This is a genomic window from Nonomuraea sp. NPDC004580, assembly GCF_040609855.1.
In the GTDB taxonomy this organism is placed as follows: Bacteria; Actinomycetota; Actinomycetes; order Streptosporangiales; family Streptosporangiaceae; genus Nonomuraea; species Nonomuraea salmonea.
Map to the genome: position 1 here is coordinate 64,410 of NZ_JBEXLH010000018.1, position 20,429 is coordinate 84,838.

The 20,429-nt window shown below is 71.4% G+C and carries 24 protein-coding genes and 1 pseudogene; 12 read left to right on the forward strand and 13 right to left on the reverse strand.

The genetic code is table 11. The features are described from left to right. Nucleotides 1-14: 14 nt before the first annotated feature. From ABZW11_RS20385 to ABZW11_RS20415, 7 genes are all read left to right on the forward strand, one after another. Nucleotides 15-317, forward strand: coding sequence for an urease subunit gamma (locus ABZW11_RS20385; RefSeq protein ID WP_355419214.1), 303 nt, complete (start codon nucleotides 15-17; stop codon nucleotides 315-317). After that, nucleotides 314-625, forward strand: a complete 312-nt coding sequence (locus ABZW11_RS20390; RefSeq protein ID WP_355419216.1) for an urease subunit beta — start codon at nucleotides 314-316, stop codon at nucleotides 623-625. Before ABZW11_RS20385 ends, ABZW11_RS20390 begins: the two co-directional genes overlap by 4 nt. Next, on the forward strand, nucleotides 618-2,327 hold the full coding sequence (locus ABZW11_RS20395; protein WP_355419218.1) for an urease subunit alpha: 1,710 nt from the start codon (nucleotides 618-620) through the stop codon (nucleotides 2,325-2,327). Before ABZW11_RS20390 ends, ABZW11_RS20395 begins: the two co-directional genes overlap by 8 nt. Continuing rightward, the gene (locus ABZW11_RS20400) at nucleotides 2,327-2,995 is read left to right on the forward strand and encodes an urease accessory UreF family protein (protein ID WP_355419220.1); all 669 of its coding nucleotides are present in this window, start codon (nucleotides 2,327-2,329) and stop codon (nucleotides 2,993-2,995) included. Before ABZW11_RS20395 ends, ABZW11_RS20400 begins: the two co-directional genes overlap by 1 nt. A 14-nt stretch (nucleotides 2,996-3,009) precedes the next feature. Further along, complete coding sequence (gene ureG, locus ABZW11_RS20405; protein ID WP_355419222.1) at nucleotides 3,010-3,684, forward strand: urease accessory protein UreG; 675 nt, start codon at nucleotides 3,010-3,012, stop codon at nucleotides 3,682-3,684. Beyond that, nucleotides 3,681-4,520, forward strand: coding sequence for an urease accessory protein UreD (locus tag ABZW11_RS20410; RefSeq protein ID WP_355419224.1), 840 nt, complete (start codon nucleotides 3,681-3,683; stop codon nucleotides 4,518-4,520). Before ureG ends, ABZW11_RS20410 begins: the two co-directional genes overlap by 4 nt. Before the next feature lie 201 nt (nucleotides 4,521-4,721). Next, nucleotides 4,722-5,189, forward strand: a complete 468-nt coding sequence (locus tag ABZW11_RS20415; RefSeq protein WP_355419226.1) for a hypothetical protein — start codon at nucleotides 4,722-4,724, stop codon at nucleotides 5,187-5,189. 15 nt (nucleotides 5,190-5,204) lie between these two features. Here ABZW11_RS20415 and era read toward each other — a convergent pair whose 3' ends face one another. The 9 genes and pseudogenes from era to ABZW11_RS20460 all read right to left on the reverse strand — a co-directional run bounded on the left by era (nucleotide 5,205) and on the right by ABZW11_RS20460 (nucleotide 12,055). Continuing rightward, the gene (gene era / locus ABZW11_RS20420; RefSeq protein ID WP_355419228.1) at nucleotides 5,205-6,113 is read right to left on the reverse strand and encodes a GTPase Era; all 909 of its coding nucleotides are present in this window, start codon (nucleotides 6,111-6,113) and stop codon (nucleotides 5,205-5,207) included. Nucleotides 6,114-6,131: 18 nt separating this feature from the next. Next, entirely contained in the window at nucleotides 6,132-6,608 is a 477-nt protein-coding gene (locus tag ABZW11_RS20425) for an NUDIX domain-containing protein (protein WP_355419230.1), read from the reverse strand. Between the two features lie 7 nt (nucleotides 6,609-6,615). Continuing rightward, nucleotides 6,616-6,933, reverse strand: a complete 318-nt coding sequence (locus tag ABZW11_RS20430) for a cytidine deaminase (RefSeq protein ID WP_355419232.1) — start codon at nucleotides 6,931-6,933, stop codon at nucleotides 6,616-6,618. Between the two features lie 10 nt (nucleotides 6,934-6,943). Continuing rightward, nucleotides 6,944-7,591, reverse strand: coding sequence for a hypothetical protein (locus ABZW11_RS20435; RefSeq protein WP_355419234.1), 648 nt, complete (start codon nucleotides 7,589-7,591; stop codon nucleotides 6,944-6,946). A 362-nt stretch (nucleotides 7,592-7,953) separates the two neighbouring features. Further along, nucleotides 7,954-9,267: a hemolysin family protein gene (locus tag ABZW11_RS20440; protein ID WP_355419236.1), complete on the reverse strand. Its 1,314-nt coding sequence runs from the start codon at nucleotides 9,265-9,267 to the stop codon at nucleotides 7,954-7,956. Beyond that, nucleotides 9,264-9,740, reverse strand: a complete 477-nt coding sequence (gene ybeY / locus ABZW11_RS20445) for an rRNA maturation RNase YbeY (RefSeq protein ID WP_355419238.1) — start codon at nucleotides 9,738-9,740, stop codon at nucleotides 9,264-9,266. Before ybeY ends, ABZW11_RS20440 begins: the two co-directional genes overlap by 4 nt. Then, entirely contained in the window at nucleotides 9,737-10,900 is a 1,164-nt protein-coding gene (locus ABZW11_RS20450; RefSeq protein ID WP_355419354.1) for a PhoH family protein, read from the reverse strand. Before ABZW11_RS20450 ends, ybeY begins: the two co-directional genes overlap by 4 nt. Next, nucleotides 10,889-11,593, reverse strand: a pseudogene (locus ABZW11_RS20455) (PhoH family protein); the annotation flags it as partial. The gene ABZW11_RS20450 and the pseudogene ABZW11_RS20455, both read right to left, overlap by 12 nt. Before the next feature lie 117 nt (nucleotides 11,594-11,710). Then, nucleotides 11,711-12,055: a histidine triad nucleotide-binding protein gene (locus ABZW11_RS20460; protein WP_355419240.1), complete on the reverse strand. Its 345-nt coding sequence runs from the start codon at nucleotides 12,053-12,055 to the stop codon at nucleotides 11,711-11,713. A gap of 278 nt (nucleotides 12,056-12,333) precedes the next feature. On the opposite strand from ABZW11_RS20460, the gene ABZW11_RS20465 reads away from it, so the two are divergent. After that, a complete protein-coding gene (locus tag ABZW11_RS20465; protein WP_080047132.1) occupies nucleotides 12,334-12,846 on the forward strand; it encodes a SigE family RNA polymerase sigma factor in 513 nt (170 codons plus the stop codon). After that, complete coding sequence (locus ABZW11_RS20470) at nucleotides 12,843-13,505, forward strand: hypothetical protein (protein WP_355419242.1); 663 nt, start codon at nucleotides 12,843-12,845, stop codon at nucleotides 13,503-13,505. Before ABZW11_RS20465 ends, ABZW11_RS20470 begins: the two co-directional genes overlap by 4 nt. Nucleotides 13,506-13,575: 70 nt before the next feature. Here ABZW11_RS20470 and ABZW11_RS20475 read toward each other — a convergent pair whose 3' ends face one another. The 3 genes from ABZW11_RS20475 to hrcA are packed head-to-tail and all read right to left on the reverse strand — an operon-like array spanning nucleotide 13,576 to nucleotide 16,465. Beyond that, nucleotides 13,576-14,301 carry a 16S rRNA (uracil(1498)-N(3))-methyltransferase gene (locus ABZW11_RS20475; protein WP_355419244.1) on the reverse strand — a complete coding sequence of 242 codons (726 nt, stop codon included), beginning with the start codon at nucleotides 14,299-14,301 and terminating at the stop codon, nucleotides 13,576-13,578. Further along, nucleotides 14,298-15,440, reverse strand: a complete 1,143-nt coding sequence (gene dnaJ, locus ABZW11_RS20480) for a molecular chaperone DnaJ (protein WP_355419246.1) — start codon at nucleotides 15,438-15,440, stop codon at nucleotides 14,298-14,300. The genes ABZW11_RS20475 and dnaJ overlap by 4 nt, the downstream gene beginning before the upstream one ends. An 11-nt stretch (nucleotides 15,441-15,451) precedes the next feature. Further along, on the reverse strand, nucleotides 15,452-16,465 hold the full coding sequence (gene hrcA, locus ABZW11_RS20485) for a heat-inducible transcriptional repressor HrcA (RefSeq protein ID WP_355419248.1): 1,014 nt from the start codon (nucleotides 16,463-16,465) through the stop codon (nucleotides 15,452-15,454). Between the two features lie 415 nt (nucleotides 16,466-16,880). Between hrcA and ABZW11_RS20490 the strand changes: the two genes are divergently transcribed. Genes ABZW11_RS20490 through ABZW11_RS20500 form a run of 3 tightly spaced genes read left to right on the forward strand, consistent with a single transcriptional unit; the run spans nucleotide 16,881 to nucleotide 19,179 of the window. Then, a complete protein-coding gene (locus tag ABZW11_RS20490; RefSeq protein ID WP_355419250.1) occupies nucleotides 16,881-17,390 on the forward strand; it encodes a hypothetical protein in 510 nt (169 codons plus the stop codon). Between the two features lie 17 nt (nucleotides 17,391-17,407). Continuing rightward, nucleotides 17,408-18,220 carry a DUF3097 domain-containing protein gene (locus tag ABZW11_RS20495; RefSeq protein ID WP_355419252.1) on the forward strand — a complete coding sequence of 271 codons (813 nt, stop codon included), beginning with the start codon at nucleotides 17,408-17,410 and terminating at the stop codon, nucleotides 18,218-18,220. After that, entirely contained in the window at nucleotides 18,217-19,179 is a 963-nt protein-coding gene (locus ABZW11_RS20500; RefSeq protein ID WP_355419254.1) for a DUF4870 domain-containing protein, read from the forward strand. The genes ABZW11_RS20495 and ABZW11_RS20500 overlap by 4 nt, the downstream gene beginning before the upstream one ends. Here the strand turns inward: ABZW11_RS20500 and hemW are convergent. Continuing rightward, nucleotides 19,176-20,396: a radical SAM family heme chaperone HemW gene (gene hemW, locus ABZW11_RS20505; RefSeq protein ID WP_355419256.1), complete on the reverse strand. Its 1,221-nt coding sequence runs from the start codon at nucleotides 20,394-20,396 to the stop codon at nucleotides 19,176-19,178. The genes ABZW11_RS20500 and hemW overlap by 4 nt on opposite strands. Nucleotides 20,397-20,429: the final 33 nt, after the last annotated feature.

Here is a 20,429-nt window from a genome sequence, read left to right on the forward strand (position 1 = left end):
CCTATGGTCCGGCCATGCGGCTTACCTCACACGAGCAGGAGCGGCTGCTCATCCATGTCGCCGCCGGGGTGGCGCGTGAGCGGCGGGCCAGGGGCCTGCGGCTCAACCATCCCGAGGCTACCGCCATCATCGCCTCGTTCCTCATGGAAGGCGCCAGAGACGGGCGCAGCGTGGCCGACCTGATGGAGGCGGGCCGGTCGGTGCTCGGCCGCGCCGACGTCATGGAGGGCGTGCCGGAGATGCTGGAGAGCGTGCAGATCGAGGCCACGTTCCCCGACGGCACGAAGCTCGTCACCGTCCACAGGCCGATCCCGTGATCCCCGGCGAGTACGTCCACCCAGAGGGCGCGATCCCGCTCAACCCGGGGCGCGAGCGGGTGACGATCCGCGTGGTCAACACCGCCGACCGGCCCGTCCAGGTGGGCTCCCACTACCACTTCGCCGCCGCCAACCCCGGCCTCGACTTCGACCGGCGGGCGGCCAGGGGCATGCGGCTCGACGTGCCCGCCGGCACCGCCGTCAGGTTCGAGCCGGGCGTCGAGCGCGACGTGACGCTCGTGCCGCTGGCCGGCCACCGGGTCGTCCCCGGGCTGCGGCCCGAGTGGGCGGGGCCGCTCGATGACTGAGCTGTCCCGCGAGCGATACGCCGCCCTCTACGGCCCCACCACCGGCGACCGCGTCCGGCTGGCCGACACCGACCTGTTCATCGAGGTCACCGACGACCTGTCCATGGGCGCGGCGGGCGCCGGCGACGAAGCCGTCTTCGGCGGCGGCAAGGTCATCCGCGAATCCATGGGCCAGGCCAGGACCACCCGCGCCGACGGCGCCGCCGACCTCGTCATCACCGGCGCGGTCATCCTCGACCACTGGGGCGTGATCAAGGCCGACGTGGGCGTCCGCGACGGCCGCATCGCCGCCGTCGGCAAGGCCGGCAACCCCGACACGATGGACGGCGTCGACATCGTCATCGGCCCGTCCACCGAAGTGCTGGCCGGCAACGGCAAGATCCTCACCGCCGGGGCCGTCGACTCCCACGTCCACCTCATCTGCCCGCAACTCCTCGACGAGGCCATCGGGTCCGGTGTCACGACGATCGTCGGGGGCGGCACCGGACCCGTCGAGGGCACCAAGGCCACCACCGTCACCGGCACCTGGTACCTCGGCCGCATGCTCGAGTCCCTCGACGCCTACCCGCTCAACTTCGCCCTGCTCGGCAAGGGCAACACGGTCAGCACCGAGGGGCTGGCCGAGCAGCTCAGGGCCGGCGCCTCGGGCTTCAAGCTGCACGAGGACTGGGGCACCACCCCGGCCGCCATCGACGCCTGCCTGAGCGTGGCCGACGCCTCCGGCGTGCAGGTCACGATCCACACCGACACGCTGAACGAGGCCGGCTTCCTCGAGTCGACGCTCAAGGCCATCGGCGATCGGACGATTCACGCGTACCACACCGAAGGGGCCGGCGGCGGGCACGCGCCCGACATCATCCGCGCCGCCTCCTACGCCAATGTGCTGCCCTCCTCCACCAACCCCACGAGACCCCACACCGTCAACACCCTCGACGAGCACCTCGACATGCTGATGGTCTGCCACCATCTCAACCCGGCCATCCCCGAGGACCTCGCCTTCGCCGAGTCCCGCATCAGGCCCGGCACGATGGCGGCGGAAGACGTGCTGCACGACCTCGGGGCCATCTCCATGATCGGCTCCGACTCCCAGGCCATGGGACGCGTCGGCGAGACGATCATCCGTACGTGGCAGACCGCCCACGTCATGAAGGCCCGCCGCGGGCAGCTCGGCGACGGCCCCGCCGACAACCTGCGGGCCCGCCGCTACATCGCCAAATACACCATCTGCCCCGCCGTCGCCCACGGGCTCGACGGCGAGCTGGGCTCCGTCGAGCGCGGCAAGCTCGCCGACCTCGTCCTGTGGGACCCGGCCTTCTTCGGGGTCAAGCCCGACCTCGTGCTCAAGGGCGGCGTCGTCGCCTGGGCGCAGATGGGCGACGCCAACGCCTCCATCCCCACGCCCCAGCCGGTGCTGCCGCGCCCCATGTTCGGCGCCTCCCCCGTCACCGCCGCCGCGACCTCCCTGCACTTCGTCGCGCCGCTCGCGCTGGAGTCCGGCCTGGCCGACCGGCTCGACGTCCGCCGCAGGCTCGCGCCCACGGCCGACGTACGCCGGCGCGGCAAGGCCGCCATGCCGCTCAACGACGCGCTCCCCCGGATCGACGTCGCCCCCGACACCTTCGAGGTCCGCATCGACGGCGAGCTGATCGAGCCCGCCCCCGCCACGTCCCTGCCCATGGCCCAGCGCTACTTCCTCTTCTGATGAACCCGTCCCTGCTGCTCCTCACCGACTCCAGGCTCCCCGCGGGCGGCCACGCCCACTCGGGCGGCGTCGAGCGCGCCGTCGCGGCGGGCTCGGTGCACGACGTGCCGTCGCTGGCCGCGTTCCTGCGCGGGCGCCTGCACACCGCCGGCGCGGTCGCCGCCGCGCTGACGGCCGCCGCCCGCACCCACGCCGCCGCCCCTGGCGCGCGGCGGTGGGCGGGGCTGGACGCCGAGGTGGACGCCAGGACCTCGTCCCCCGCCCAGCGCGACGCCTCCCGCACCCAGGGCAGGCTGCTGCTGCGGGTCGCCCGCCGGGTGTGGCCGTCGTCCGTGCTGGAGGAGCTGGGACGGGCCGTACGCGATCCGCACCACCCCACCGCCCTCGGCGCGGCGGCCCACGTCGCCGGCGCCACCTCCGAGGAGGCCGCGCTGGCGGCCGCCTACCACGCGATCACCGGGCCCGCCACCGCCGCCGTACGCCTGCTCGGCCTCGACCCCGTCGCCGTGCACGCCCTGCTCGCCGGGCTCACCCCCGACCTGTCCGCGATCGCCGCCCGCGCCGGATCCACCTCCGGGTGGGACTCGTTGCCCGCGCACTCCGCACCCGCCCTCGACCTCCTCGCCGAGCAGCACGCTCAGGCCGAGGTCAGGCTCTTCGTCTCCTAGGAAAGGACCCCGGCATGGGAGCCAATCACGACGACCACCACCACACGCCCGACGGCCGCGGCCGCGCACTGCGCCTCGGCGTGGGCGGGCCGGTGGGCAGCGGCAAGACGGCCCTGGTCGCGGCCCTGTGCCGGACGCTCGGCCCGTCCCTGTCGCTGGGCGTGGTGACCAACGACATCTACACCACCGAGGACGCCGACTTCCTGCGCCGCGCGGGCGTCCTCGACGAGGAGCGCATCCTGGCCGTCGAGACCGGCTGCTGCCCGCACACGGCGATCCGCGACGACATCGCCGCCAACCTCGACGCCGTCGAGACCCTCGAATACCGGTTCGGGCCGCTCGACCTGGTGATCGTGGAGAGCGGCGGCGACAACCTCACCGCCACCTTCAGCCGCGGGCTGGCCGACCGGCAGATCTTCGTCCTCGACGTGTCGGGCGGCGACAAGGTCCCGCGCAAGGGCGGTCCCGGCGTCACGACGGCCGACCTCCTGGTCATCAACAAGACGGACCTCGCGCCGATGGTGGGCGCCGACCTCGGCGTCATGGCGAGGGACGCGGCGGCCGTACGCGGGGAGCGGCCGGTGCTGTTCACCTCGATCCGCCAGGACCCGACGGCCGACACGGTGGCCGGCTGGGTCAGGGACGAGGTCCGCGCCTGGTCCCACTCCCACACCACCCCCGTCTCATGAACCCCCTCCCCACTCCCACGACCCTGCCCGACCTGCTCGGCACACAGACCCTGACCGCGGTCGAGACCATGGCGCCGGACACCCCGGCGGTGGACGCCGGGGAGGCCGGAGGGCGGGCGATGCGGGCGGGGGCGGTGGTGGAGACCGTTGCCGGGGGTGGGGGGCGTACTGTGATGCGGCGGTTGGCTTCCGCGCCGCCGCTCACGTTGCGGCAGACGGGGCCGCACACCGTGCATCTGGTGTCCACCGCGGCCGGACCGCTCGGTGGTGATCGGCTGCAACTGGACCTGCGGGTCGCCCCTGGCACGACGTTGGAGTTGGGGTCGGTGGCCGCCACTCTTGTGCTGCCCGGTGATGGACCGTCCACCATGGTGGTCACCGCGCATGTCGGTGCGGGGGCGACGCTCAGGTTCGTCCCCGAGCCGACCGTCCTGGCCGCCCGCAGCGACCACCGCCTCCACGTACGCCTCACCCTGGAGCAGGACGCGACGGTACTGTGGCGCGAGGAGATCGTCTTCGGCCGCCACGGAGAGCCGTCCGGCCGCTGCCATGCCCGCTTCGACGCCACCCGCGACGGCGTGCCGCTGCTCAGGCAGGAGTTCACGGTCGGCGACCCGGCCCTGGACGGCTCCCCCGCCGTGTACGGCAGCGCCCGCTGCGTCGGCACGACGTTCATGACCGCCCAGGCCCCGGCGACGGCGGTGGCCGAGGGTGTCGCCGTCCTCCCCCTGGCCGCCCCAGGCACCCTGGTGTCGGCATTGGCCGACGACGCCGTCCAGCTCCGCACCCGCCTGGAGTGGGGCGAACGCCAAGCACTCCCACCCGCCACCCCGTGACCGCACCCATCCTCGGACGGACGCCAAGCCCTCCACCCGCCACCCCCGTAACCGCGCCACCCATGGACGGACGCCGGACGACCGGCCCGCAGCCGGATGTCGGCCCGCAGCGGGGTGATCGGCTCGCACTCCTACCGCGCCACGGTGACGACTCCGTTGCGTACGGTGGTGAGGCGACCTTCCCCGGCTTACGCTGATCGTGTGGCCGAAGACCTCAAGCCCGCGCCCACCCGTTCCCGCCTCGGTCGCGGCCCCGCGTTCGCGGTGCTGGCGGCCGGAGCCCTGCTGGCGTGCTGCGCGGTCCTGCCGTGGGCCGGCCTCCAGGCGACCAGCAGCCTGTTCGGCGCCGGCGTGGCCAGCGACGTGCGCGGCATAGACGACCCGCTCGGCGTCTCCACCCTGCTCGCCGGCCTGACCGCGGTGGGCTGCGGCGTTGCGGGCCTGCTCGCCCGCCCCCGCCTGGCCGCCCTGGCGATCGTGCCGGGGAGCGTCGCGGTGTTCGGGCTGGTGACGTTCGTGATGGGCGACGGCGGCCTGCGCGACCGCGTCTCCATCCACCTCGGCGACCTGCTGTCGATCGAGCCGGTGATCAGATCGGGCTGGTTCGCCGCGCTGGCCTGCGCGGTCGCGGTGGTGCTGCTGTCGGTGCTCGCGCTGGTGCGCCGCTGACCGCCCGGCGCGGGATCAGTCGTAGAAGCCGAGCCGGCGCAGCTGTTTGGGGTCGCGCTGCCAGTCTTTGGCCACGCTGATGCGCAGGTCGAGATAGACGCGGGTGCCGAGCAGCGCCTCGATCTGCTTGCGCGCCTTGGTGCCGACCTCGCGCAGCCGCTCGCCCTTGTGCCCGATGACGATGGCCTTCTGTGAGGGCCGCTCCACGAACATGTGGGCGTAGATGTCGAGCAGGTCGTCGCGGCCCTCCCTGGGCAGCATCTCGTCGACGACCACGGCGATGGAGTGGGGCAGCTCGTCGCGCACGCCCTCCAGCGCCGCCTCCCTGATCAGCTCACCGACCAGCACCTGCTCGGGCTCGTCGGTGAGCTGGCCGCCCTCGTAGAGCGGCGGCGACTCGGGCAGGTGCTCGATCAGCACGTCGGCGACGACGTCGAGCTGGTCGCCCGACTCGGCGGAGACGGGCACGATCGCCGCGAACTCCGCGATCTGCGACACCGCGAGCAACTGCTGGGCGATCTGCTCCTTGCTCGCCAGGTCGCACTTGGTGACCACCGCGATGACGGGCGTCTTCTTCACGGCTGACAGCTTGTCGGCGATGAACCGGTCGCCCTTGCCGATGGGCTCGTTGGCCGGCACGCAGAACCCGATCACGTCGACCTCGGTCAGCGTGGACAGCACGAGGCTGTCGAGCCGCTCGCCGAGCAGCGTGCGGGGGCGGTGGAGGCCGGGGGTGTCGACGATGATGAGCTGGGCGTCGGGCCGGTGCACGATGCCCCTGATGACGCGCCTGGTCGTCTGCGGCTTGGACGAGGTGATCGCCACTTTGGTGCCGACCAGGGCGTTCATCAGCGTGGACTTGCCGACGTTCGGCCTCCCCACGAAGCAGGCGAATCCGGCGCGATGGTTGTCTGGCGAAGTCACATAGTGCATTGTGGCCCATCAACCGGCGTGTTCACGCCACCAGGCATAGGCGAGGGGCAGCACGCCGGGTGTCCAGGCGGTGGTGTCGAGGCCGCCCAGCTCCTCTTCCGCCACCCAGCGGCAGTCGTTGATCTCGACGCCGTCGGGCCGCGGCTCAGGGGATCCGGGCGCGAGCCGGCAGCCGTAGCCGGCGATGACGTAGCCGACCTGGTGCCCGTTGGGATAGACCGTACGGAACTCGGGCCCGCCGTAGACGCCGACCAGCCCCAGCACCTCGATCTCGACGCCCAGTTCCTCGCGCAGCTCCCGCACCACGGCCGCCTCGGGCCGCTCGTCGGGATCGACGCCGCCGCCGGGCGCCGCCCACCGCCCCACGTCGCCGTGGCGGGCCAGCAGCATGCGGCCGGCGTCGTCGAACACGAACCCGGTGACCGACGGCAGCATGAGCAGATCCGTGCCGACCTTCTCCCGCAACCTCGCCAAAAATGGCGACATGGGCATGTCAGCCTCGCAGGGTGCCGTCGGGACCGGCCAGCAGCAGCTTGCCCGCACCCAGCTCGGCCGCCACCGCCTCGTCGGCGGGGCTCGGGTCGCCCTCGCTCACCAGCGCCACCGCTTCGAGCGAGCGCGCGCCGCTGGAGACGGCCATGGCCACCGCCACCTGCACGGCCGAGAGCGTGAGCGCGGACAGGGCCACGTTCGTCGCCGAGTAGGTGCGGCCCGTCTCGTCGCGCACGGCCGCGCCCTCGGCGGAGCCGTTGCGCGCCCTGGCGGCGCGGGCCAGCGTGATGATCTTGCTGTCTTCGGGATCGAGTGTCACGCGCTCTAGGTTAGGCGTTGACCATGGAGATCGCCGCCTCGACGACCTTACGCGTACGCTCGGTGTCCACGTCGTTCATCCCGGTGTGCACCACCGACACCAGCGTGTCGCCGACGCGGGCGAGCACGACGTCCAGCGCGTACGGGTAGCCGTTGAGCCGCCCGCTGAACCGCGCGCCCACGGCGTCGTCGGCCGCCTGCTGCACCGCCTCCTCGATGGGCAGCTCGTGCAGCCGCATGTCGGTGCCGCTCGAGGTGTGCACTTCGCGGCAGTTCCGCATCGCCTCCGACAGGGCGTCGAGATGCTCTTCCGCTTCCTGGTTGGCGTACCTGGCGAGGCCGACCCCGGCCTGCTCACCCAGCCCGTCGCCGAGGTAGCTGACCGCGGCCTGCGCGGTCAGCGCCTGCCCGGGCGCCTGCCCGCCGGCCGGTTCCAGCACGGCCCGGCAGTTCCTGTCCGCCTGCCCGAACGGCATCCGCCAGGCCTGCTCCGGCCTGATCGTGAAGCCGTCGGGCAGGCGTGGCTGCTCCTTGCTGACCACCTCGCGCAGTTGCGCCATGGCCTGTGCGTCGAGGAAGCTCTCGGCTCCGCCGCCGCCGCAACCCGCCAGGAGGCAGGTCAGCAGCGCGCAGGCGCCGATCCCTGGTCTTCGTTTCATGGTCCCCCCTTGATCGGTGGCTTCCCCGCACGAGGAATGGGGCAATCCACCGGAGTGACCACCAATACGCAAAAAGGGTGCCCCCGCCCTGATCAGGACGAGAACACCCTTTACGCCGACCAGCGTCGCGACCAGGATCGTGACGCCGTCGTCCCCCCGGGATCGTCGTCAGGCCGCGAACCCCACCCGGCCTTCGGACGATTCCCCTGTAGACACCCACCGCACTGGATGTCGTGATTTGAGAGTGCCGGAGGCGGCTTGCAGTTGACTTGTAGAACGCTTGCCGTTTCGTCCGCATTCGCCGCCGTCTTGCACGCTCACTTCCGCCTTCGCGCACGCTCACTCCCAGCCCTCTCGCGCGCTCACTCCCGTCCGTTGGACCGCTCGCGCTCGGCGGCGGCGGGAACGACCTCGTCCGGCGGCGGCGTCACCCGCCGCACGACCACCGTGCTGATGCGGTTCCGCCGCCCGGCCAGGCTCTCCGCCGTCAGCGACAGCCCGGCCACCTCCGCGTGCGAGCCCGCGATCGGCACCCGGCCCAGGGCGTGGGCCAGCAGGCCGCCGACGGTCTCGACGTCGTCGACCTCGATCTCGGTGTGGAACAGCTCGCCCAGCTCGTCGACCGGCATGCGGGCGGTGACCCGCATGCCGCCGTCGTCCATGGGCTCGACGCGGGGCGCCTCCTGGTCGTACTCGTCGGTGATCTCCCCGACGATCTCCTCCAGGACGTCCTCGATCGTGACCAGCCCGGCGGTGCCGCCGTACTCGTCGATGACGATCGCGATGTGGATCTGGCGGGCCTGCATCTCCCGCATGAGCTGGTCGATGGGCTTGCTCTCCGGCACGTACGCGGCCGGCCGCAGGATCGACTCGATCGTCTCCTTGCCCCCGCCCTCGCCCGACTCGTGGATCTTGCGGGCGATGTCCTTGAGGTAGGCGATGCCGATGACGTCGTCCTCGTTCTCGCCCACCACGGGGATGCGGGAGAACCCGCTGCGCAGCGCCAGCGACAGCGCCTGGCTGATGGTCTTGGACCGCTCGATGTAGACCATGTCGGTGCGGGGCACCATGACCTCGCGGACGAGCGTGTCGCCCAGCTCGAACACCGAGTGGATCATCTCGCGCTCGTCCGGCTCGATCACCCGGCGCTCCTCGGCCAGGTCGACCAGGTCACGCAGCTCGGCCTCCGAGGTGAACGGGCCGTCGCGGAACCCCTTGCCGGGCGTCAGCGCGTTGCCCAGCAGGATGAGCAGCTTGGGCAGCGGGCCGAAGATGCGGGTCAGGCCGTACACGATCGGCGCGCTGGCCAGCGCGACCGGCTCGGCGTGCTGGCGGCCCAGCGTGCGCGGCATGACGCCGACCACGACGTAGCTGATCACGATCATCGCGGCCGCGGCCCAGAAGTAGGCCCAGCCCTGGTCGTCGAGCAGGTCGATGAAGAGCAGCGTCGCGATCACCGTCGCGACCAGCTCGCAGCTCAGCCGCAGCAGCAGGAGCAGGTTCAGGTAGCGCGGCGGGTCGGTCACGATCGTCTGCAACCGCGCGGCACCGCGCCGCGCCTCACGGACGTATTCGTCGGCACGCACCCGGGAGATGCGTGTCAGCGCCGTTTCCGCACTGGCGATCAGGCCACCGACGACGACGAGCGCGATGGCCGAAAGCAACCAGGCGTTCACCGCGGGTTGCGCACCTCCTGCCACGACTCGAGGAGCCGGGACTGCAGTCCGAACATCTCCTTGTGCTCCTCCGGCTCGGCATGATCGTAGCCGAGCAGGTGCAGGATGCCGTGGGTGCACAGCAGCTCGAGCTCGTCGGCCGTGCTGTGCCCGGCCTCCTTCGCCTGTCTGGCCGCCACCTGCGGGCACAGCACGACGTCGCCCAGCAGCGCCGGGTCGGCCGGCCCCTCGGACTCGCCGCGCGCGCCGCCTCCGGGCCGCAGCTCGTCCATCGGGAAGGCCAGCACGTCGGTCGGGCCTGGCTCGCCCATCCACTTCTCGTGCAGCTCCGCCATGGCGTCCTCGTCGACGACCACGATGGACAGCTCGGCGAGCGGGTTGATGCCCATCTCGCCGAGCACGTGGGCGGCCAGGGCGACGATGCTCTCCTCGTCGACCCCGACGCCCGACTCGTTGTTGATCTCGATGCTCACGGCCGCCGCTTCCCTCGCTGCTGGATCGCCTTCGGCTCCTGGGCCGCCTGCGTGGCGTCGTAGCGCCCGTAGGCGTCGACGATCTCGCTGACGAGCTTGTGCCGCACCACGTCGGAGCTGGTCAGCCGGGCGAAGTGGATGTCGGGGATGCCCTCGAGGATCTCCTGGACCACCCGCAGCCCGCTGACCGTGCCCGCGGGCAGGTCGACCTGCGTGACGTCACCGGTGACCACGATCTTCGAGTTGAACCCGAGCCTGGTCAGGAACATCTTCATCTGCTCGGCCGAGGAGTTCTGCGCCTCGTCGAGGATGATGAAGGCGTCGTTGAGCGTGTTGTGGGTGAGGAGGTGGCCCTCGGTGACGTAGAGGGAGTCCTCGGCCGCCACCTGGATGCACACGCACTCGGCGGTGCCGCCCGGCTCGATGCGCGCGATGTGCCGCGCGGGCCTGGTTTCGGGCAGGCGGATGTCGAGGACGTACGCCTCCTCCCGGCTCGCGTAGGCCACGCCGCCGAGCGACCGCACGAGGGCGATCACGTCGTCGCGGAGCCGCTCGGAGCCGGTGGTGAAGCGCGGGCCGTCTTCGGTTATCGTCCCGGCCGCGTCGAGCAGGCCCTGGAGCAGCGCGAGCCTGATCTCCGGCGTGTTGCGGAGATAGACCTCTGGCACGAACGTCGTGGCAGCGGTGCGGCCCGCCAGGCCGAGCTCGGTGAGCGGATGGGTGAGCGTCATGGTGCCGCCAGAGCGCCCTGCCGGGTGGTGGCCGCTCGTGCGCGGCTCGACGTCCCGGCCGTCGCCGAGGAACAGGCCCAGCGCGTACGGATCCATCGGCACCGCACGCTCGGGGAAGCGGACCGGCGCGGTGAGCATCGGCAGCTCCCACCGGCGCTCGCCGAGCAGCTGCTTGGTCTCCAGCACCCGCCACGGCTCATCCTCGCCGTCGCGGACGGTCCACAGGTGGTCTTCGCTGGCGAGCACGGAGGCGCCGTCGTCGCTGGACAGCCGGTAGATCGTCTTCTCGCCCTGCGGGTAGACCCCCAGCACGGGAGTCGGCTCGCCGTCGGAGCCGACGACGAGGTCGCCGACCTCCAGCTCGCCGATCGCCCGCCAGCCGTCGGGGGTCAGCACCTGGCTGTCCACCGGCTGGGCCCGGCCGCGCATGTAGGCCAGCGGCGCGACCTCGATCGTGCCCGCCGCCATCAGCTTGGGGATGGAGTCGGGGTCGACCATGTCGTGCAGCGCGTCGTAGAGCGGGCGCAGGTAGGGGTCGATCTTCTCGTAGAGCGTGCCGGGCAGGAAGCCCAGGCGCTCGCCCGCCTCGACCGCCGGCCGGGTCAGGATGATGCGGTTGACCCGCTTCTCCTGCAGCGCGCGCACCGCCTTGGCCATGGCGAGGTAGGTCTTGCCGGTGCCGGCGGGGCCGATGCCGAAGACGATGGTGTGGTCGTCGATGGCGTCGACGTAACGCTTCTGGTTGACGGTCTTGGGGCGGATGGTGCGGCCGCGCGAGGACAGGATGTCGAGCGAGAGCACCTCGGCGGGCCGGTCGGAGGTCATGCGGAGCATGGCGATGCTGCGCTCGACCGCGTCGGGGGTGAGCTCCCCGCCGCTGCGCAGGACTTCCACGAGCTCTTCGAAGAGGCGCACGACGGTGCCGCTCTCGTCGGGGCTGCCGGTGACGGTGATCTCGTTGCCGCGTACGTGGATGTCGGCCCGGAAGGCGCCCTCGATGACGCGTAGCAGCTCGTCGCGGGAGCCCAGGAGGCTGACCATCGGGTATTCGTCCGGTATCAGCACCTTCGCTTGAGTCCGCGAGGGAGGTGCTGTGCGTCGGGATTCGTGTAGTTCGGACATGGGCAGGCCAGCGGCCTGATGCCTCCCGGTCTCTTTCGGAGTTCTTCTCCGCCCATCGTATCCGGGGCCGGGCCGATTGCTCGCGTCAATATCACCGCGCCCGGCCTGCCCAGGCCGTCAGCCGGGCGGCCAGGTGAGATCGCGCCCGCCGAGCACGTGGGCGTGCACGTGGAAGACGGTCTGACCGGCGCCTGGACCGGTGTTGAAGACGACGCGGTAGCCGCTCTCGGCGACGCCGCCTTGCACGGCGACCTCGTGCGCGGCTTTGAGCACCTCGTCGGCGAGCCCGTCGTCGGCCGCGGCGAGCGCGGCGGCGTTGGCGTGGTGTTGCTTGGGGATCACCAGCACGTGGGTCGGGGCCTGCGGGTTGATGTCCTGGAACGCCAGGGTCCGGCCGGTTTCGTAAACGATCTCGGCGGGAATCTCCTTGGCGACGATTTTGCAGAAGAGGCAATCGCTCACTCGATCAGCCTACCGAGGGCGCCGCCGTCGGTGAGTCCGTTGCGAATCGGTAATCAGCTGTGTCGTGCGCAGGAAGATCCACAAGGTTAGGGTGAGTGTGCGACACTTCAGCAGAAAAGACGATTCAGGGTCGGGCGAGCGCCACCTGGCGAGGACACGACTGGGTAATGCACCCTAAGGAACCGGGGAAACCTCCAGAACCGGAAGAGCGTAAACCCTCTGGGAAGGCCGCGCGTCCCATTGATGTGACCACCGAAACCCTTCTGGCCGACAGGTCGATGGGGGCGGTGCCGGTCGGGTGGGATGCCGACATGGCCGTTACGGCGCTGTACAGTGCGCATTTTCGGTCATTGGTGCGTCTCGCTGTGTTGCTGGTGCGCGACATAGCAACAGCTGAGGAAGTCGTGCAGGATGCGTTCGTCGCCATCCATGGCGCCTGGCGCAGGCTGCGTGATCCCGACAAAGCACTTGCCTACCTGCGCCAGTCAGTCGTCAACCGGTCCAGGTCGGTGCTGCGCCACCGCGCGGTCGTCGAGAAGTATGCTCCCAAAGGTCTGCCCGACGCGCCGAGCGCCGAGAACGGCGCCATCGGCGAACTGGAACGTTCTGCCGTGATCGAGGCATTACGTGCCCTTCCGACCCGACAGAGAGAGGCTCTGGTTCTACGCTACTACGGTGATCTGTCCGAAGCTGAGATCGCCCACGCCATGGGCATCAGCAAGGGGGCGGTCAAGAGCCACACCGCACGTGGCATGGCCGCCTTGCGATCGGTCCTGGAGAAAATGTCATGACCCAGCCCCCCGACGAGTACGGCGACCTGCTGCGCCGTGCGCTCCGCGCGGAGGCGGACGCGGTCGTGCCCTCGCCGGACGGACTGGAGATCATCCGTGCCCGCATCGAGCGGCGGGGCGTACGCAATCTGTTCTGGTGGCGCGCGGGAGCGGCCGCGGCCAGCGCGGTGCTGGTGGCGGGCGCGATCGTGTTCGCCGTCCCCAGCCTGCGCTCCCAGATCATCGATCAGGCGCCCGTGCGGATCGTGGACGACGAGACGAGCAAGGTGCCGTCCAACTCCTCGACCACCCGGTCCATCGATCCGCCCGCGACCAGCCTGCCACCCCGTCAGTCGCCGCCCGCGGTGGTGCTCCCGGCGACGCCGTCGCCCACCTCGCCCAAGCCGACCCGTAAGGCCGAGTCGACCAGCAGGCCGTCTCCGTCGCCCACCCCCACGCCCACCACGACCCCGTGTCCTTCGGCGCTCGCCGAGGAAGCCGAGCCGCCGTCCGACTGCCCCACCCTCTCACCGTCGCCGACGCCGACACCGTCGTCCACCATGATCGAGACGTCCGCGCCGCCGTCGTGCCCGCCGGAGCAGTGCCCGCCGGACGACGAGATGACCGAGACGCCGCCCGTCGAGGCGACCCCCCTGCAGGACACGCAGACCACGCCCTAGCGGCCCAGCCTTCGCAGGACCCGCCTCAGCGGCTCACCCCTGCAGGACGCGCGAACGAGGCCCTAGCGGCTCACCAGCGACCCGTGCGGCTGAACAGCACGGCGGCCGCCGCCACTCCCGCCGTGGACGTGCGCAGCACCGTCGGCCCGAGCAGCACCGGCTCCGCCTTGGCCGCCCTGAACCGCTCCAGCTCCTCCTCCGAGACCCCGCCTTCCGGCCCCACCACCATGACGACGTCGCCGCCCGCCGGCAGCGCCACGCCCGACAGCGGCTCGGTGGCCTCCTCGTGCAGCACCAGCCCGAGCGCCGCCTCCGCCAGCAGCCGCTCGACGCGTGCCGTGGAGGCGAGGTCGGCCACCTCGGGCAGGTGGAAGCGGCGGGCCTGCTTGCCCGCCTCGCGCGCGGTGGAGCGCCAGCGGCCGAGGGCCTTGGCGACCTTGTCGCCCTTCCACTGGGTGATGCTGCGGGCCGCCGCCCACGGCACGATCACGTCGACGCCGGCCTCGGTCATCATCTCGACCGCAAGCTCGCCCCTGTCGCCCTTGGGCAGCCCCTGGACGACCACCAGCCGGGGCCGCGGCGGCTCGACGTCGTAGCGGCGCAGCACCTCCAGCCGCAGCGCGTCCTTCAGCGCCTCGCGTACGACGCACTCGGCCACCCCGCCCGCCCCGTCGGTGAGGTCGACCCGCTCACCGGCGCGCAACCGGCGTACGGAGGCCGCGTGCCGCCCCTCGGGGCCGTCGAGCGTCAGCTCGGGCCCTTCGAGGTGCGCGCTCAGGAAGACCGGGGCTGTCACCGGCCGTTGAACGCGTCACGCAGGCGGGAGAAAAAACCCTGCTGGCCCGGTGCGAACTTGCCAGGCGGGCGCTCCTCACCTCGCTGCCTGGCCAGCTCGCGCAGCAGCTCTTCCTGAGCCGCGTCGAGACGGCTCGGCGTCTCGACGTTGACGTGGATGAGCAGGTCGCCCCTGCCGGACTCGTTGAGGCGCTGGACGCCTCTGCCGTACATGGTGATGACCTGGCCCGACTGCGTGCCTGGCCGGACGTCGATCTCCTCGGCGCCGTCGAGGGTCTCGACGGACAGCACGGTGCCGAGCGCGGCGGCCGTCATCGGGATCTGGACGGTGCAGTGGAGGTCGTCGCCGCGCCGTTCGAAGATCTCGTGGGGCCGCTCGGCGATCTCGAGGAACAGGTCGCCGGGCGGGCCGCCCCCCGGGCCGACCTCGCCCTCGCCGGCGAGCTGGATGTGGGTGCCGTCCTCGACGCCCGCGGGGATGCGGACCTTGATCGTACGGCGGGTGCGCACCCGGCCGTCGCCGGAGCACTCCTGGCAGGGGTTGCGGATGATGCTGCCGAAGCCGCCGCACTGCGGGCAGGGCCGCGAGGTCATGACCTGGCCCAGGAAGGACCGCGTCACCTGGGAGATCTCGCCGCGCCCGCTGCACATGTCGCAGGTGTCGGGGTGGGTGCCCGGCGCGGTGCCGGCGCCGTGGCAGATGTCGCACAGCACGGCCGTGTCGACGGCCAGCTCGCGCGTGGTGCCGAACGCCGTCTCGCGCAGGTCGAGCTCGACCCTGATGGTGGCGTTGCGTCCCCTGCGGGCACGTGAGCGGGGCCCCCTGGCACCGGTGGCGGTGCCGAAGAAGGCGTCCATGATGTCGCTGAACGGGAAGCCCGCTCCGAAACCTCCCGCGCCGGCGCCCGCTCCCGCGCCGCCGCCGAAGGGGTCGCCACCCAGGTCGTACATCTGGCGCTTGTTCGGGTCGGACAGCACCTCGTAGGCCTGCGTGATCTCTTTGAACCGCTCCTGTGTGTCAGGATCGGGGTTCACGTCAGGGTGCAGCTCTCGGGCGAGCCGGCGATACGCCTTCTTGATCTCGTCCTGACTAGCGTCACGGCGCACCCCGAGGGTGGCGTAGTAGTCGCTGTTTGCCACTTATCGACCTCTTATGATGCAGCCAGGATCTGGCTGACGTAGCGTGCCACCGCGCGCACGGCGCCCATCGTCACGGGATAGTCCATCCTGGTCGGCCCCAGAACGCCGAGCCGGGCCAGTTGGTTGTCGCCAGAACCGTATCCGGTCGCGACGACGGATGTGCCCCTGAGGTACGGGTTTTCCGAGCCGATGCGCACGGTGAGCGCGGACGGGGTGTCTGAGGTTGTCTCGCCGAGCAGCCGCATGAGGACGACGTGCTCCTCAAGCGCCTCCAGCACGTCGCGCAGGCCGGTGGCGAAGTCGGCGCCGGCGAGGTTGGCCGCGCCGGCGAACACGATCTTCTCGTCGTGCCGCTCGACCAGCGTCTCGAGCAGCACGGAGAGGATCGTCGCCGCGGCGGGCCGGTCTTCGATCGGGAGCCTTTCCGGCAGGTCGGCCACCAGCTCGGGCACGCTGCTCAGGCCGCAGCCGTCGAGGCAGGCGTTGAGCACGGCGCGCAGGTTGGCGATGCGGTGGTCTTCGACCGCCTCGGGCAGCTCCACCACGCGCTGCTCGACGCGGCCGGTGTTGGTGATCAGCACGAGCATGACCCGCCGGTCGGTCAGCGGGACGAGCTCGACGTGCCGGACCGTCGAACGGTTGAGCGTCGGGTATTGCACGACCGCCACCTGCCTGGTCAGCTGCGCCAGCAGCCGGACCGTGCGGGTGACGACGTCGTCGAGGTCGACCGCGCCGGCGAGGAACGTCTCGATCGCCCGCCGCTCGGCCGCCGACAACGGCTTGACCTGGGAGAGCCGGTCGACGAACAGGCGATAGCCCTTGTCCGTCGGCACGCGGCCCGCGCTGGTGTGGGGCTGGGTGATGTAGCCCTCCTCCTCCAGCGCGGCCATGTCGTTCCTGACCGTCGCCGGGGAGACCTTCAGATTGTGACGCTCGGCCAGCGCCTTGGAGCCCACCGGTTCGTTGGTGGACACGTAGTCTTCGACAATGGCCCGGAGCACCGCCAGCTTCCGATCGTCGAGCACGTGCTCACCTCCTGCCTCTGTCCCTTACAGGAACGTGGTGTCTAGCACTCTGTGTTCCCGAGTGCCAAGTGTACGGCTCTCGCCCACAAGGTGCGATAACACCGCGTCCCAACTGCTGTCTGGCTTCCTGTGAGCGACAGGCCTCACACTTGCCCTCATGACCGACGATTCCCGGCCTCCGGCGTACGGCCCGCCGCCAGGCTACGGTCCGCCCCAGTACGGACCGCCCCCACAAGGACAGCCGCCGCAGGGACCACACCAGTACGGGCAACAGCCTCCGTTCGGACAGGGGCCACCGCAGTACGGTGATCCCGCTCAGTTCGGCCCGCCATCTCAGTACGGACAATACGGCCAACAGGCCCAATTTCCACCACGAATCGACTCCAAAGCCATAAAGCCCAGCCGCTGGTGGCTGGTGGCGGTCTGGGGCGTGTTCGTGGCCTGCCTGGCGGCCGGCGGCGTGCTGTTCGCCACCGGCCTGGGCGGCGCGACGGACCTGGTGCCCAGGCAGACGTTCGCGTCCGGCGAAAGCGTCACGGTGACGGTCGACCCGGCCGAGAAGCCAGGCGTCTACCTCGCCAGCGACACCGCCGTCACCTACGACTGCTCGATCAGCGGCGAGGCCAAGCTGGCCAAGACCCCCGACCGGCGCACGGTGTCGGCCGGCGACGCCGTGTGGGAGCAGTTCCTGGTGATCAACGCACCGGCCAAGGGCGACTATCAGCTCACCTGCGTCAACCAGGAAGAGGCCACCGTGCGCTACGGCGTCGGCCGCGACTCCTACTCCGTCGTGAACGGCGTCGCCGACGGCCTCATCGCCCTCGTGGTCCTGCCGGGTGCCGGGCTGCTCGCCGCCATCGCCGGAACGATCGTCGTCCTCGTCCGCCGCAGCGGCGCGCGGAAGCGCCTTGCAGTGAGCGGGTGATTTGCTACGGTCCCCGTGTGTACGAGGGCGATGTACTGGCGGGAAATTGGCGGCGGCCGGGCAAGGGCAAGATTCCCAAGGTGCCCGCGGAACCGGACCTCGTCGTGGAGGACGCCGACAGCGGCTTCTGCGGCGCCGTGGTGGCCTGTGACAAGGAGGCCGTCACGCTGGAGGACCGGTTCGGCAAGCGCCGGCTCTTCCCGCTCGCGCCCGCGGCGTTCCTGCTGGAAGGACGTCCCGTGACCCTCGTACGCCCCACCGCCCCCACCGCCCCCACCGGCCCTCGGCGCAGCGCGTCGGGCTCGATCGCCGTCGAAGGGCTGCGGGCCAGGGTCGCCAGGCAGAGCCGCATCTACGTCGAAGGCGTCCACGACGCCGCCCTCGTCGAGAAGATCTGGGGCCACGACCTGCGGGTCGAAGGCGTCGTCGTCGAATACCTCGAAGGCGTCGACCACCTGCCCGCCATCGTCGAGGAGTTCGGCCCCGAGCCGGGGCGGCGCCTCGGCGTGCTCGTCGACCATCTGGTGCCCGGCTCCAAGGAGAGCCGGATCGCCGCCGAGATCACCTCGCCCGACGTGCTCGTGGTCGGGCATCCGTTCGTCGACATCTGGCAGGCGGTCAAGCCGTCCGTGCTGCGCATCCCGGCCTGGCCCGACGTGCCGCGCGGGGTGCCATGGAAGGAGGGCGTCATCGCCGCGCTGGGCTGGCGCATGGAGCCCGCGGAGGCATGGCGGCGCATTCTCGGCGCCGTCTCGACGTACACGGACCTGGAGCCGGCGCTGCTCGGCCGGGTCGAGGAACTGATCGACTTCGTTACGGAGGCCCCATGAGCCAGGACTCGACCCCGCCGCCCGCCGACGACGACGCCACCCGCAGGTTCGCCCCGGCGGACGACGACGCCACGCGCAAGGTCACCCCATCCGACCTGCCGCCGCCCGCACCCGGCTCGGGCCCCCAACCCGGCCCGCCCCCGCCGTACGGACAACAGCCCGGCTCCACGCCCGGCTACCCACCGCAGCCCGGCTCCACTCCGGGTCACTCCCAGCAGCCCGGCTCCACTCCGGGTCACTCCCAGCAGCCCGGCTCCACTCCGGGTCACTCCCAGCAGCCCGGTTCCGTGCCGGGCTATGAGCAGCAGCCCGGTTCGTCCGGTTACGGGCAGCAACCCGGGTCCGCTCCCGGTTACGGGCAGCAACCCGGGTCCGCTCCCGGTTACGGGCAGCAACCCGGGTCCGCTCCCGGTTACGGGCAGCAGCTCCCCTACGGGCAGCAGCCCGGGTCGGCGCCGATCTACCACCCGCAGCCGCCCAGCGGCTACGGGCGGCAGGGCTCCTACGGCGGCCCCGGCGGCTACGGTCCCCCCGGCGGCTACGGCCGGCCCGGATATCCGCCGCCCCCGCCCGGCTACAGCTACGGCTACCCGCAGGCCCCCGGCGAGCCCTACGTGCCCGGCCGCTTCGGCCCCCGCCCCGGCACCGACGACAACTCCATGGCGATGCTGGCCCACCTCCTCGGCCTGCTGGTCTCGTGGATCGGCCCGCTCATCATCTACGTGGTCCGCAAGGACCAGTCGCCCTACGTCAGGGACCAGGCGGCGGAGGCGCTGAACTTCCAGATCACCATGTTCATCGGCTACATCGTGTCCGCGTTCCTGATGCTGCTGTTCATCGGCTTCCTGCTGCTGCCGGTGGTCTTCGTCGTGTCGCTGATCTTCCACATCCAGGCGGCGATGGCGACGTACCGGGGCGAGCGTTACCGCTATCCCCTCTCCATCCGTCTGATCACCTAGACCAGCAGGTCCCTGATCAGGGCGTCGGCGAGCAGCCGGCCCTGGAGGGTCAGCACCATGCGGCCCGCCTTGAACGGCTCCGGCTCCAGCAGCCCGCGCGCCAGGGCGCTCGCCACCACGGGCCGCGCGGCGGGCGCGACCTCGGCCAGCGGATAGCCGGACGACAGCCGCAGCTCCAGCATGAGACGTTCGGCGTCGCGGTCGTCGTCCCCGAGCACCTCGCGGGCGTGCGCGGGCGAGTGGCCCGCGGCCAGGCGCTGGGCGTAGGCGGCGGGGTGTTTGACGTTCCACCAGCGGGTGCCGCCGACGTGGCTGTGGGCGCCGGGGCCGGCCGCCCACCAGTCGCCGCCGGTCCAGTAGAGCAGGTTGTGCCGGCAGCGGGCGTCGTCGGTGACGGCCCAGTTGGACACCTCGTACCACGCGAACCCGGCCGCGGACAGCAGCTCGTCGGCGATGAGGTAGCGATCGGCGGCCACGTCGTCGTCGGGCATCGGCAGCTCGCCGCGCCTGATGCGCGCGGCCAGGCGGGTGCCCTCCTCGACGATCAGCGAGTACGCCGACACGTGGTCGGGCCCGGCCTCGATCGCCGCGCCCAGCGAGGCCCGCCAGTCGTCGTCGGACTCGCCCGGCGTGCTGTAGATCAGATCGAGGTTGACGTGCTCGAACCCGGCCGCGCGCGCCTCCCTGACGGCCGCGGCGGCCCGGCCGGGCGTGTGGCGGCGGTCGAGGACCTGCAGCACGTGCTCGCGTACGCTCTGCATGCCGAAGCTGATGCGGTTGAAGCCGCCGTGGCGCAGCTTCTCCAGCGACGAGGGATCGACCGACTCGGGGTTGGCCTCGGTGGTGACCTCGGCGTCCGGCCGCAGCCCGAACTCCGAGCCGATCGAGGCGAGTATGCGTGCCAGGTCTTCGGGAGGCAGCAGCGTGGGGGTGCCACCGCCGAAGAACACCGTCTCCACCGGCAGGTCGGTCTCGCCCAGGACGCGGCGCGCCAGGCGGATCTCCTCGATCACCTTGTCGGCGTAGTCGCGCTGCGAGGCGCCGGGGCCCAGCTCGGAGGCGGTGTAGGTGTTGAAGTCGCAGTAGCCGCAGCGGGTCAGGCAGAACGGCACGTGCACGTAGAAGCCGAACGGGCGCTCGCCGAGGCCGCGCAGGGCGCTGTCGGGCAGCTCGCCCGAGGTGGGCGCGGGATCGCCGTCAGGCAGGATGGATGGCACGTTTCCAGTGTGCCCGTCCCCCGCAGTGCTCCG

Bases quoted from the DNA above. Each gene is read 5' to 3' on its own strand.
- ureG (WP_355419222.1), top strand. From the start codon at position 3,010: ATGGGAGCCAATCACGACGACCACCACCACACGCCCGACGGCCGCGGC.
- ABZW11_RS20410 (WP_355419224.1), top strand. From the start codon at position 3,681: ATGAACCCCCTCCCCACTCCCACGACCCTGCCCGACCTGCTCGGCACA.
- ABZW11_RS20500 (WP_355419254.1), top strand. From the start codon at position 18,217: ATGAGCCAGGACTCGACCCCGCCGCCCGCCGACGACGACGCCACCCGC.
- ABZW11_RS20400 (WP_355419220.1), top strand. From the start codon at position 2,327: ATGAACCCGTCCCTGCTGCTCCTCACCGACTCCAGGCTCCCCGCGGGC.
- ABZW11_RS20450 (WP_355419354.1), bottom strand. From the start codon at position 10,900: ATGCGCGGCCGGGCCCAGCCGGTGGACAGCCAGGTGCTGACCCCCGAC.
- ABZW11_RS20395 (WP_355419218.1), top strand. From the start codon at position 618: ATGACTGAGCTGTCCCGCGAGCGATACGCCGCCCTCTACGGCCCCACC.
- ABZW11_RS20385 (WP_355419214.1), top strand. From the start codon at position 15: ATGCGGCTTACCTCACACGAGCAGGAGCGGCTGCTCATCCATGTCGCC.
- ABZW11_RS20465 (WP_080047132.1), top strand. From the start codon at position 12,334: ATGGGGGCGGTGCCGGTCGGGTGGGATGCCGACATGGCCGTTACGGCG.
- ABZW11_RS20470 (WP_355419242.1), top strand. From the start codon at position 12,843: ATGACCCAGCCCCCCGACGAGTACGGCGACCTGCTGCGCCGTGCGCTC.
- ABZW11_RS20435 (WP_355419234.1), bottom strand. From the start codon at position 7,591: ATGAAACGAAGACCAGGGATCGGCGCCTGCGCGCTGCTGACCTGCCTC.
- ABZW11_RS20425 (WP_355419230.1), bottom strand. From the start codon at position 6,608: ATGTCGCCATTTTTGGCGAGGTTGCGGGAGAAGGTCGGCACGGATCTG.